Below are 11,578 nucleotides of genomic sequence, written 5' to 3'. Positions count from 1 at the left end.
GGAGGTCTTTCGATGATTCTACCTACCGGTACGACAGTAGTAGTCGCTGACGGCGAGACGATCCGCCTATTCCACAATACAGGCGTGAAACCTGGAGTGCACCTGGTCGAGATCACAGCGGCTCCGCTTGCGCCCGCCCACTCGGGCTCGGGTGCGCGCCATCACACCGGCTCTGCCAACCCCGATGGCAAGCGGCTCGACGAGGACGACTTCGCGGCGGCTACGGCCGCGTTCCTGAACAAGCTCAGCCTGGACGGGACCATAAAACACTTGGTCGTTGTCTCCGATCCCAGGACCCTAGGGGAGATGCGCAAGCACTTCCACCGCGATCTGAGAGGTAAGATCATAGGTGAACTCGCGAAGGACTTCAGCCGGCGTTCGCTTGAGGACATCGCCTCACTGATCGCCGACACCTGACGCGCCTCCGGAAGCGAGTGCCGGCGTAAGCCTGTCCGGTCATAACCCGCGCGAATAACTCAAACTTACCGACGACGACTGCTCTCGACTAACCTGAACCAAACCAACCGTCAAAATGCATCAGCAATGAACAAAATAGTTAAAGCCGCCTCTGACATTCGAAGCTGCATGAAGAGGAAGCAAGGTTCTGCCGGCTGTTTGGTGTCACATTCCAATCTCTCGCGCGACCAACCGGCATCTCACATTAGCAGCAGTCTCCACATGACCGAATACCTAATCGCCTCGCGCGACGCGATCATCTTGACAAGTCTTGCAGTGGTGCCAGCCGAGATCGTCCTTGACGCGATTGAGACCGAATTGGAACGCCGCGGCGTGGAGGCTTAGGTTCTCTGCTTGGTCCTGCCGCAGCTGCCAGAAAGAAATATAGTTGGAGCCCGAAATGACAAAGCACATTGCACCGTTACCGGATCCTGATGGATCGTTGCTTCTTCGTGAGTTGAACCACAGAGTAAATAACGAGCTCACTAGCACTATCTGTACGATCTCAGCCAAAGCGGTGGAGTCGGATGACGTGGCAGTCAAGGCCGCGCTCCTCGATGTGGTAGACCTCCTGCATGGTTACGCCGATGTTCACAAGGCACTACGCATGCCGGATCGTGGGCACCTGACCGATGCCGCAACGTACCTCCAGCATCTTTGCTTCTCCATCACGAAATACCGACTGGACCGGCTGAGTATTGGTCTCTTGTATTCGGCGGATGATTTGCGGCTTGAGGGTGAACGCTGCTGGAAGCTTGGCTTGATCGTATCCGAGCTGCTCACCAATGTGGCACGACATGCTCGATTCGACGATAGACATCCGGAAGCGAAAGTGAAGTTGCTGCTTGCAGGTAAGGTCGTAAGGTGCTCGGTCTCTGACAATGGCTCGGCATCTGATCTCGTTGCGCGCGTTCGCGAGCTAACGATCGTCGGCGAGTCGGCCAGCAGTTTGGCTGGCCACGTTCATGCGTCTTGCGCCGCCGAAGGGTCTTCCTTCCTTCTCACCTTCCCATTGACTGAATCCGAGCAACGTGCCGCCGGCGCACTCATGTTGTCTTCAAGCGAAGGAAGGTGCGTCGTTCTCACAGGTCGCAGGTCCCAAGAGCCGAAGATGCAGCGGCTGGCTAGGCCGGTCGTCCTCAACGCGGCCTGCTCAACTCGCTGATGTCCCATCATGATTCAGTCCTCTCGCAATGACTGAATCAGCGAACATCACGCCGCGCAACCAAAGACTTTTTCAACACAGTCGACTCAAAGGAGACATACCGGCCAGCGGCCCCGGAGTCAGATTTCGGAGGTAAGGCGGACGGGGGGCAGGGTACCGCCATTTCTGCTCCCGAGCCGGTCGGCTCTAATGCGGCCGCATCTCTTCCTTCAGACAACTCGGGGGCCGCATGGTATACCGCCTTATCGCGCCCCAGTGAAAATGGGGCGCCAGATGGAGGCCAGGATGGATGATCGCGAGAAGCTGTCTGCCCTGCGTCGTCATTGGGATGCTTCGGACGCGGGCGAGTTCGAGACCGAGCATGAAATCTATCGCGAAGACGCGGTGCTCGATTATCCGCAATCAGGCGAACGCATCCGCGGCCGACGCAACATCCAGGAAAGCCGGTTCCTGCAGCCAAACAAAAAGCGCTTTGCAGTGCGGCGGATCCTCGGGGGCGGCGACCTCTGGGTTACCGAGTTCGTCCTGACTTATGACGGCATACCTTCTTACTCCGTCAGTATCATGGAGTTCCGCAACGGGCGTGTAGCTCACGAAACTCAATATTTCGGAGACCGATTCACTCCGTCGTCCTCGCGTACCCACCTTGTTGAGGCTCTGACCTGATCGCCTGCGTTGCACACCTCGTGTGGTTCGGAGGTCAGCTTGTGACCCAGGCCGTGTGAAAACTCAAAAACTCGAAGCGCGACGAGAACGATATTCTCGGCTTCGATTTCAAAATTGAATGGGCTTACGGTGTGGGCGCCTAAAGCGGTCTTGAACGAATAACTCGTTCTACCGCGATCAAGCATCTTCGCGTTTTCACACAGGCTGGACCCAAAGCCGACATAACCCAAACCTGTCCAAGCTCGGGAACGGACCTTTGCGCTGATAATTTGAGCTTCCATGCACCGGGTCTGGGACGTGAGCTGAAGGTCCGCTATGTACTGGAGGGCTCGATGCAGCGTGGCGGCAACCGCCTCCGCGTGGACGTTCAGTTGATCGACGCCGAAACCGGCAACCACCTCTGGCCGAGCGTTTAGACAAGCCTGTCGCCGACCTCTTCGATATGCAGGACGAAATCGTATCGAGGCTGGCCAACACGCTGGATGCGCAACTCATTACTGCCGAAGCAAGACGCGCGGAGAGTTCGCTACATCCAGACGCCTTGGATTTGGTGTTCCAGGGCCGAGGCTGGTTCAACAAGGGACTGATCCCCGATTACATGGCGCGGGGCCGCAGGCGGCTGAGCTTGCGGCCAGAAGATCAGTCCAGCGCCAGTCGCGTCTTGAGGCGCGGCGTCATCCAATTCAGGAATGCTCGTAGCTTCATCGGTACGGGCTTTCGCGGAGAATAGACGATATGGACGGGAAGCGGCTCAGGTTCGAAGTCGCCGAGCACGATGGCAAGCGTTCCAGCCTGCTTTGCCGCGTCCATCTTGTACGACATCACCCGTGTCAATCCGGCGCCAGCGATCGCGGCCAGCACCGCTGCCTCCGAGGTGTTGACGCACAGCCGCGACTTGATCGGGGCTGTCTTGGCCCGACTGCCTCGCACGAAACGCCAGACAGACGGCGCAACGCGATCGTCGATGGTGATGCAATCGTGGTCGGCAAGATCGGCAGGCTGACGCGGACGGCCCCGCGCCTCGAGGTATGAAGGGTTTCCGCAAACGACGATGCGGATCGAACCGATCCGGGTCGCGATCATGCCGCTGTCGGGCAGCGCGCCGACCCGTATCGCGATATCGATATCCTCCTCGGTCGTATTCACTATGCGATCGGTCAACATCAGCCGCAGCGAGATCTCAGGGTAGGCCCGGAGAAACTCGATAGCCAACGGCACCAGATGCGTATGGCCGAGGCCCCATGGCGCCGTCACGGCCAAGCCCCCCTTGGGAATTCGGTACTCCCCTGATACCTCCGGTTCGGCGTCGTCGACCTGCTCGATTATACGCTTGCAGGCGTCGATATAAGACCGTCCGGCATCGGTCAGAGTCATCCGACGGGAGGTCCGCTGAAACAACTGGGCCTTCAGCCTGGATTCCAGCTCGGCGACTTTGCGGCTGACGGTGGCGACCGGAGATTTTAGGCGACGCGAAGCGGCCGAGATACTGCCTGTCTCGGTCACGGCGATGATCACCGACATCGCCTCCAGGCGGTCCATGGAAGGCCTCACCTTTCCGAACTTTGGGAAGTTCCTTCTCGATCTTACGGGCTGCACAGCCGCGCTGCAACGCGGTACCCGTGAAGAAAATCCGGTCCGATGGGCCACAGAAACGGGAGTTCAACGATGAGCACCGTCACGACCAAAGATGGCGTCGAGATCTTCTACAAGGATTGGGGCAAGGGACAACCGATCGTCTTCAGTCACGGCTGGCCGCTATCGGCCGACGACTGGGACGCGCAACTGCTCTTCTTCCTCAGCAAGGGTTATCGCGTCATCGCTCACGACAGGCGCGGCCATGGCCGTTCCTCCCAGGTCGGCGACGGTCACGACATGGACCACTACGCGGACGACCTCGCGGCGGTCACGGGTCAGCTCGAACTGCAGAACGCGATCCATGTCGGTCATTCGACAGGCGGCGGCGAAGTGGTGCGATACCTCGCGCGTCACGGCGAGAACCGCGTCGCCAAGGCAGCCATCATCAGCGCAGTGCCGCCGCTGATGGTGAGGACCGCCGCCAATCCGGGCGGCCTTCCCAAGGAAGTGTTCGACGATTTCCAGGCGCAGCTCGCCACGAACCGCTCGGAGTTCTACCGCGCCGTGGCGGCGGGACCTTTCTACAACTACAACCGACCGGGCGCGAAGCCCTCGGAGGCGACCATCCAGAACTGGTGGCGCCAGGGCATGATGGGCGGCGCCAAGGCCCACTACGACGGCATCGTTGCGTTCTCGCAGACCGATTTCGCCGCCGACCTGAGGAAGATCACCATCCCGGTACTGGTGATGCACAGCGAGGACGATCAGATCGTTCCTTACGCCGATGCCGGACCGCTGTCCGCCAAGCTTCTGAAGAACGGCACGCTCAAGACGTACAAGGGCTTCCCTCACGGCATGCCGACCACGCAAGCAGAGACTATCAACGCCGATCTTCTCGCATTCATCGAGAGCTGAGGCCGCCATGATTTCGAGACAACATTCCATATCGCGGCGTGGCTTCTGTCTGTGCTGCATCGGAGGCGCGGCCTCCGCAGCCGCGGGAGCCTGGCTGACGCCGCGACAGGCCTTCGCTGAGGCGCGCGGCATCGTAAGCCTCATCAAGGACAGCGCCGCCTCGGCGCCCATCGTCACGCACAAGCTGCGCGGCAGCATCTGTGCGCTCGAAGGCTCCGGCGGGACCGTAGCCGTGCTGACGGGTCCCGATGGCAAGGTGCTGATCGACGCCGGCATCGCCGTCTCCCGCCCGCAAATAACGAAAGCCCTTGCTGAACTCGGCGCCGAGCCGATCACGCACCTGATCAACACCCATTGGCATTTCGACCATACCGACGGCAACGCCTGGCTCAACGCCGCCGGCGCGAAGATCATCGCCCAGGACAACACGCGCAAATACCTGTCCCAGGTGCAGCGCGTGGAGGAATGGGACTACAATTTCCTCGCGCTGCCACCGGCTGGACTTCCGACCGAAACGTTCGCCGACGAGCGCAGCCTCGAGCTCAATGGCTCGACGATCGCCCTCAAATACTACGGTCCCGCGCATACCGACAGCGACATCTCCGTGACGTTTCCCGAAGCGAATGTCGCGCATCTAGCCGATACGTTCTGGAACGGCATCTATCCATTCATCGACTACTCCACCGGCGGCAGCATCGACGGGATGATCGCAGCCTCCGATGCCAATCTCGCGGCGACCAACGAGGAGACCATCATCATCGCCGGCCATGGCAAGGCGCTCGGCACGAGGGCCGAGCTCCGCGAATTCCGCGACATGCTGGCGGGCATCCGCGACAACGTAGCCGCACTCAAGAAGCACGGGCGCTCGCGCGACGAGGCGGTCGCGGCCAAACCGACGGCCGCCTTCGACGCCAAATTCGGCAACTTCGTCATCGATCCCGCCTTCTTCATCCGACTGGTCTACGAAGGCGTGTGACCGCAAGCTACATCGGGTTCACCAAACACTCCGAAATCGGAGGGCCGCGAGGTTGGACGGGAAATCAACCGCTTTGAGGAAAACACATGGATCGATTGTCAGGGAAGATCGCACTGATAACCGGAGGTAGCAGCGGCATCGGGTTAGAAACTGCCAAGCTGTTCGCGAAGGAAGGTGCGCTTGTCTTCGTTACAGGAAGGCGGCAGGCAGAACTCGAGAAAGCTGTCGCAGCGATCGGATCGAACGCCAAGGGCATCAGGGGCGATATTGCTAATCTCGGCGACCTTGATCGCCTCTTCGAGGAGATCAAGGAGGTCAAAGGACGCTTGGATATTCTCTTCGCAAATGCTGGCCTCGGCGAATTCGCCCCTTTGGGGACGATAACCGAGGCCCACTTCGACAAGACTTTTGGCGTTAACGCGCGTGGAACCCTGTTCACCGTCCAGAAGGCCCTACCCCTCATGGGCGAGGGATCTGCGATCGTGCTGAACGCTTCGATCGCGGCCATAAAGGGAACTCCGGCGTTCAGCGTGTACGCGGCGACGAAGGCCGCGATCAGGTCGTTTGCACGCGGCTGGAGCGTCGATCTGAGAGATAGGAAAGTTCGCGTAAACGTTGTGAGCCCAGGTACGGTGCCGACGCCGGCCTACGACGGTTTCGGCATGACGGATGACCAGATGGCTGGCTTCTTGAAAGGTCACAGCGATGTAGCACCGGTTGGAAGGGTAGGACTGCCGAGCGAGATCGCCGAGGCAGTTCTATTCCTGGCATCCGACAAGAGTTCCTTCGTGAATGGCGCCGAACTGTTCGTTGACGGTGGCTTCGCACAGGTCTGACCTCTTCAATCAGGTTCCAAGCTGTCCGATGACATGCCGCGTCCAAGTTAGCTGCGATCCTTCTTGGCCTTTGGCGGTTGAGGATCAGGCTTGGGCGGACCGGTGTTGCGGACGGCCTCAGCCAGCATCGCGCGTAGCTCCGCCTTGGTTTTTGCCGGCTCGCGCGGCATCGCTTTCCATGAGGACATGGTAGCTATATGGGGAGGCCGGAGGGGGAATTAAACCCCTGCTATTTGTCGTCGGACTTTGCCGCTTCCCTCGCCAAGCGCTCAGCCTTCAATCGTTCATAGTTTTTCCAGAGGGCTTCCTGCGCTTCTTCGTATTCCGTTACTGCCTTCCGTTTACTGGCGCCATCAGACGAATGAGTTCGATCCACACCGCAGGATGATCCCCTTACGCGCGTTTTCCCATTCGCACCACGTTTCCATCGCTACGCGGCACCAAGGGCACGACTGCCGCCCTAGCGAGGTCTTCCAAGGCGGTCGCAATGTATTTCGCGTAATGCCGCTCGATCATTTTGACCGAGGTGTTGTGCAGTTTGGCGACCTGTTGAATGGGCAAGCCCTTTCGGAGACCGCGCACGATGCTCGAGTGCCGCAAAGCATAGGGAATCACCTCCGGCATACCGGCGCGCTCGCGAATGGCTTTCCAGGGACGTGCAAGTTCGCCTCTTTTCCACGGACCGCGTTCAGACTTCCTCCACGCGATACCCCCCGGCTCCTGTTCATGGATCCATCGCTCGAAAAGAGGTGCATCGCTTGGCCGCCCGGCGATTGCGGGCAAAAGCACCTTAATCACATCGTCGCCCACTGGGACCGGGTCGGAGCCGCCATTGCCGCCGCGCCCCTTATAGGACCCCGGCACCATCAGACGCCGTGCCGAAACCTGTACGTCGCCCACGCGCATTCGTCTGACCTGGGCATACCGCGCGCCCGTCGCGGCCAGACATACGACGATCCGATATAGATCGCCATCAAATCCTTGCTTCTGATCGACTTCACGCGCAGCTTGAAGGATGGCGCCGACCTCCTCATCCGTGAGAATCTGGTTATCCCGAGCGACCGACACATCACCATCATCATCGATCCGCTCGGCTTTGAAGCCGGCTTTCACGATGGCGAGGAACGTCGGGTTTAGTTTCTTGCGATCTGCGGAAAGCCGCGGCCACGCGGCGTTTAGTGCGGCCTTGAGGTCATTCACGAACCGCTGCTTGGTCGTGACCTTTAAGTCCTCCGGCAAACCCTCACGCCACGCTATCAAGTCGTCTTCTTTCAAGGCATGCAGATGCACCGATGCGAGAGGAGCAGCTTCTGCAGCTTCCTGATTGCCGCGCTTTTCCTGACCAAGAACGTAGCGCCGTAGCTTGGTGCCGGCGTCGGATCGGACGTCGCGACCTGTTCGGCGTCTTTCCCGAGCGTCGCGTTCCTTCACGTAGGATTCAACGGCCGATCGCACGGTGGGAGCCGGGCCCGCCGCCTGCGACGCGGCTTCCGTTCTGGCTCGAGCTACGGCCTCCCGTGCCGTTCTCACGGCCTGCTCGAAAGTCAGAATCCCGTCGGCGGGCTTGTCATTGATGTCGTTGGCGACGCCGACTGGCTCCTGCTTGTAGTTGCCGCCTTCGTGGTGATTACGCCAGCGGACAAGCCAAATGCCGCCCCGTTTGCCTTTGCGATAGCCCAGATGCGCTTCCGCATCGAGGCGACGCCAATGCACGCCAAGCTCGAGCCTGGAGCGCGCTTTAGCTGTCGTGACTTGGGCCTCGATGAGTGTCTTGGACATACTTTTTTGCACTGCGACACGTCGAATATCCGTCGAATATACGAGGCTGTACGTCGGCGAACAACACTGGATTCTGAACATTTAACTTATTGAAATCATTGAATAGGTGCGGACGGTGACGGACGAAGGCGGATCCATTATTTGGCCCTCTCAAGGCTGAAACAGGGGTTCGATTCCCCTAGGGAGCGCCAAATCTGCGCTCTACCACCACATTGTACGATACGGCTCCGCAGCCGCAGCACTATCTCGGGCGATGGCTGACTGATTGCGTCGGCAGCATCGCCGAGCTTTCCGCTTTGCGTTGTTCCGCGCGCGCCGGGGCTTCGCCCAGTTGCGTCCCTCGCCGTGGGTGCAATCCCGGCCCGAATCAAGCGGCGGACGCCCGTCATTTCCGCTATGATCAGGCGCATGACGATCCGGATTGCCGGACCCCAACGCAAGGCACCACGGCTAAGTGGCGTGGTCGGGCTGACCGTTGCGGCTGTCGCCATTACGATTTGCCTGATCCTGCTCGGGCTCGCGAGCGATTTCCTGGTCGACTGGCTATGGTTTTCGTCGGTCGGCTATCTGCAGGTCTTCTGGATGACGATCGGCGCCAAAGCCGCCGTCTTTGTCGCGATCTGGACAGCAACTGCTCTCGTACTTTGGGTGAACTGGTGGCTCGCGCTGCGTGCCGCCGGCAAGCGGTCGACACAGCTTGCGGCGGCTGCGGTGTGGCAGGCCGCGGGCAGCGCGCCGCCGGATCCGCTGGCACAGTGGCGCGATTGCTTGCCGTGGCGCTCGATTATCGCAGGCGGGGCTGTCCTGCTCGCCCTTCTCGTCGCAGTGGCGGAAGTGGGCAACTGGGGCACCTTCCTGCGGTTTCTCTATCAGGTACCATATGGCGCTGACGAGCCGCTCTACAGCAAGGATATCGGCTTCTATCTGTTCTCGTTGCCCGCCTATATCCTGATCAAGAACTGGATGATGCTCACGCTCGCTCTGAGTGCGCTTGTCGCCGGAACGATCTACTGGGCTCACGGCGATATCGAATACGACTCTCAACACCGTTCAATGTCGCCGACAGCGATTGGCCACGGCTCGGCGCTGCTCGGTCTTTTCTTCGCGGTGAAGGCCTGGTCCTATAGTCTCGATCGCTATCTGCTGCTCTACGGCGACAACGGCGTGGTCGTCGGCGCAAGTTACACCGATGTCCATGTGAGGCTGCCGGCCCTGTGGCTGATGATCGGACTTTCGATCGTCGCGGCTCTCGCCACGTGGGCGAACTTGCGGACGCGCAGCTACCGGCTTCCTGTCGCCGCGTTCCTGCTCGTCGTCATCGGCACTTTCGTGCTGTCCGGCGTAGTCCCCGTTCTGGTCTGGCAATTCTTCGTCAAACCAAGCGAGTTGGATCTGGAGAAGCCCTACATCGAGCGCAACATTGCGCTCACCCGGCAGGCCTACAATCTGGACAAGATCTCGGCCAGGCCCTTTGCTGCCGAACAGAAGCTTACCTCCAAGACGCTCGACGCCAACAAGGCGACAATCGATAACATCAGGCTGTGGGACTGGCTGCCTCTGTCGGACACCTACGCGCAGCTGCAGGAGATCCGCACTTACTACAAATTCCATGATCTTGACGTCGATCGCTACTGGCTCGACGGCTCCTACCAAAGTGTGATGCTCTCGGCACGCGAACTGCGGCCCTCCCTGCTGCCGCCGAACGCCCAGACATGGGTCAACCGCCACGTGCTGTTTACTCATGGCAATGGTGCGGTGATGAGCCCGGTCACGCGCAAGAGCGCTGAAGGACTGCCGCTCCTCTATTTGCGGGATATCCCGCCCGTTGCGGATGGAGGCCCCAAAATCCACGAGCCGCGCATCTACTACAGCGAACAGAGCAACAACTACGTCATCGTCAAGGGGAGCACAGCTGAGTTCGACCATCCGAAGGGAAAAGACAATGTCTACGCGGCTTATGACGGTACGGGTGGCATTCCGATAGGAGCGGCGGTGTGGAGAGGCCTGTTTGCCTACTATTTCAATGACCCGAACCTGCTGCTCTCGAACTACATCACCACCGACAGTCGGATCATGATCCGCCGCAATATCGGGGAAAGGGTACAAACGATCGCTCCGTTCCTCAGGCTCGATCACGATCCTTATCTGGTCATCAGCAATGGGCGGATGTTCTGGATGCAGGACGCCTACACGGTGAGTTCCTATTTCCCCGCTTCGCAGCCAGCGCAGGATTTCGATCTCAACTACATTCGCAATTCGGTGAAGGTCATCATCGATGCCTATAATGGGACCGTCGATTTTTACCTCATTGACACCGGTGACCCGGTCGCGGCGACCTATCAGCGTATCTTTCCGAGCTTGTTCAAGTCGTTCGAGGCGATGCCTCCGGACTTGCAGAAGCACATTCGATATCCGGAGGACCTGTTCCTGATCCAGGCGCGGCTCTATCAGACCTACCATATGGAGGCCGCCGACGTTTTCTATAACCGCGAGGATCTGTGGCAATTCCCGCGCCAGCCAGGCGGCGGCGGCATTGCAACGATGGCGCCGTACTACATCGTCATGCGGCTGCCCGAAGAGCCGCAGGCCGAGTTCTTTCTCATGCTTCCCATGGTGCCCAGCCGCCGCGACAATATGATCGCGTGGCTCGCCGCGCGCTGTGACGCGCCCGACTACGGCAAGCTGATCGTCTACGAATTTCCCAAGGAGAAGCTCGTCTACGGGCCGTTCCAGATCGAGGCGCGGATCAACCAGAGTACCGAGATATCGCAACAAATCACGCTGTGGAATCAGATGGGTTCGCGGGTGATACGCGGCGCGAACTTGCTTGTGATCCCGATCGAGAACTCGATCCTATATGTATCGCCGCTCTATTTGCGCGCGGAGCACGGACACCTGCCGGAACTAAAGCGTGTGATCGCAGCCTATGGTGAACATGTGGTGATGAAGGAGACGCTCGGCGAAGCCTTGTCCGCGTTGTTCATCGAGCCTGGCGGGGCGCGGCCGGTCTCGAGCACAAATGGGGAAATGCCTGTTGCAGGCCCGTCGACAAGTCAGGCAAGGGAGGCGCTCGATCGCTACAATCAGGCCGTTGAACGATTGCGCTCCGGCGATTGGAAAGGCTTTGGCACGCAGTTCGACGCAATGCGCGAGCTCTTGGAGGAAATGAACCGACGTCCCGTCGGCCATTAGTGTCCACCCCCATCACGA

10 protein-coding genes, 1 tRNA gene and 1 pseudogene are annotated in these 11,578 nt (G+C 59.7%); 10 read left to right on the top strand and 2 right to left on the bottom strand.

Going from position 1 to position 11,578, the window contains the following annotated elements:
• Positions 1-12 precede the first annotated feature (12 nt).
• The 5 genes and pseudogenes from XH93_RS35910 to XH93_RS42565 form a co-directional block, all read left to right on the top strand.
• Complete coding sequence (locus tag XH93_RS35910) at positions 13-417, top strand: host attachment protein (protein WP_194471099.1); 405 nt, start codon at positions 13-15, stop codon at positions 415-417.
• 261 nt (positions 418-678) lie between these two features.
• On the top strand, positions 679-801 hold the full coding sequence (locus tag XH93_RS42825) for a hypothetical protein (RefSeq protein ID WP_256436564.1): 123 nt from the start codon (positions 679-681) through the stop codon (positions 799-801).
• Between the two features lie 55 nt (positions 802-856).
• Positions 857-1,621, top strand: coding sequence for a sensor histidine kinase (locus XH93_RS35905; RefSeq protein ID WP_194471098.1), 765 nt, complete (start codon positions 857-859; stop codon positions 1,619-1,621).
• Between the two features lie 285 nt (positions 1,622-1,906).
• The gene (locus tag XH93_RS35900) at positions 1,907-2,287 is read left to right on the top strand and encodes a nuclear transport factor 2 family protein (protein WP_194471097.1); all 381 of its coding nucleotides are present in this window, start codon (positions 1,907-1,909) and stop codon (positions 2,285-2,287) included.
• 290 nt (positions 2,288-2,577) lie between these two features.
• Positions 2,578-2,900: pseudogene (locus tag XH93_RS42565) on the top strand (adenylate/guanylate cyclase domain-containing protein); the annotation flags it as partial.
• A 26-nt stretch (positions 2,901-2,926) separates the two neighbouring features.
• On the opposite strand, the gene XH93_RS35895 reads toward XH93_RS42565, so the two are convergent.
• Complete coding sequence (locus tag XH93_RS35895; RefSeq protein WP_194471096.1) at positions 2,927-3,826, bottom strand: LysR family transcriptional regulator; 900 nt, start codon at positions 3,824-3,826, stop codon at positions 2,927-2,929.
• A gap of 126 nt (positions 3,827-3,952) precedes the next feature.
• Between XH93_RS35895 and XH93_RS35890 the strand changes: the two genes are divergently transcribed.
• The 3 genes from XH93_RS35890 to XH93_RS35880 all read left to right on the top strand — a co-directional run bounded on the left by XH93_RS35890 (position 3,953) and on the right by XH93_RS35880 (position 6,589).
• Complete coding sequence (locus XH93_RS35890) at positions 3,953-4,777, top strand: alpha/beta fold hydrolase (RefSeq protein ID WP_194471095.1); 825 nt, start codon at positions 3,953-3,955, stop codon at positions 4,775-4,777.
• A gap of 7 nt (positions 4,778-4,784) precedes the next feature.
• On the top strand, positions 4,785-5,753 hold the full coding sequence (locus tag XH93_RS35885) for an MBL fold metallo-hydrolase (RefSeq protein ID WP_371814848.1): 969 nt from the start codon (positions 4,785-4,787) through the stop codon (positions 5,751-5,753).
• Between the two features lie 86 nt (positions 5,754-5,839).
• On the top strand, positions 5,840-6,589 hold the full coding sequence (locus tag XH93_RS35880) for an SDR family oxidoreductase (RefSeq protein WP_194471094.1): 750 nt from the start codon (positions 5,840-5,842) through the stop codon (positions 6,587-6,589).
• Positions 6,590-6,982: 393 nt separating this feature from the next.
• Here the strand turns inward: XH93_RS35880 and XH93_RS35875 are convergent, their stop codons facing one another.
• Entirely contained in the window at positions 6,983-8,368 is a 1,386-nt protein-coding gene (locus XH93_RS35875) for a tyrosine-type recombinase/integrase (protein WP_194471093.1), read from the bottom strand.
• A 98-nt stretch (positions 8,369-8,466) separates the two neighbouring features.
• Here XH93_RS35875 and XH93_RS35870 point away from each other — a divergent pair.
• Positions 8,467-8,559, top strand: a tRNA-OTHER gene (locus XH93_RS35870).
• 217 nt (positions 8,560-8,776) lie between these two features.
• A complete protein-coding gene (locus tag XH93_RS35865) occupies positions 8,777-11,560 on the top strand; it encodes a UPF0182 family protein (RefSeq protein ID WP_194471092.1) in 2,784 nt (927 codons plus the stop codon).
• The last annotated feature ends 18 nt before the right edge of the window (positions 11,561-11,578 follow it).

Source organism: Bradyrhizobium sp. CCBAU 51753 (genome assembly GCF_015291565.1).
GTDB lineage: Bacteria > Pseudomonadota > Alphaproteobacteria > Rhizobiales > Xanthobacteraceae > Bradyrhizobium > Bradyrhizobium ivorense.
Note: the sequence above shows the minus strand (reverse complement) of the source record. Positions and strands in the feature narration are given on the sequence as shown.

Bases quoted from the DNA above. Each gene is read 5' to 3' on its own strand.
- XH93_RS35885 (WP_371814848.1), top strand. From the start codon at position 4,785: ATGATTTCGAGACAACATTCCATATCGCGGCGTGGCTTCTGTCTGTGC.
- XH93_RS35865 (WP_194471092.1), top strand. From the start codon at position 8,777: ATGACGATCCGGATTGCCGGACCCCAACGCAAGGCACCACGGCTAAGT.
- XH93_RS35905 (WP_194471098.1), top strand. From the start codon at position 857: ATGACAAAGCACATTGCACCGTTACCGGATCCTGATGGATCGTTGCTT.
- XH93_RS35875 (WP_194471093.1), bottom strand. From the start codon at position 8,368: ATGTCCAAGACACTCATCGAGGCCCAAGTCACGACAGCTAAAGCGCGC.
- XH93_RS42825 (WP_256436564.1), top strand. From the start codon at position 679: ATGACCGAATACCTAATCGCCTCGCGCGACGCGATCATCTTGACAAGT.
- XH93_RS35900 (WP_194471097.1), top strand. From the start codon at position 1,907: ATGGATGATCGCGAGAAGCTGTCTGCCCTGCGTCGTCATTGGGATGCT.
- XH93_RS35890 (WP_194471095.1), top strand. From the start codon at position 3,953: ATGAGCACCGTCACGACCAAAGATGGCGTCGAGATCTTCTACAAGGAT.
- XH93_RS35910 (WP_194471099.1), top strand. From the start codon at position 13: ATGATTCTACCTACCGGTACGACAGTAGTAGTCGCTGACGGCGAGACG.
- XH93_RS35895 (WP_194471096.1), bottom strand. From the start codon at position 3,826: ATGGACCGCCTGGAGGCGATGTCGGTGATCATCGCCGTGACCGAGACA.
- XH93_RS35880 (WP_194471094.1), top strand. From the start codon at position 5,840: ATGGATCGATTGTCAGGGAAGATCGCACTGATAACCGGAGGTAGCAGC.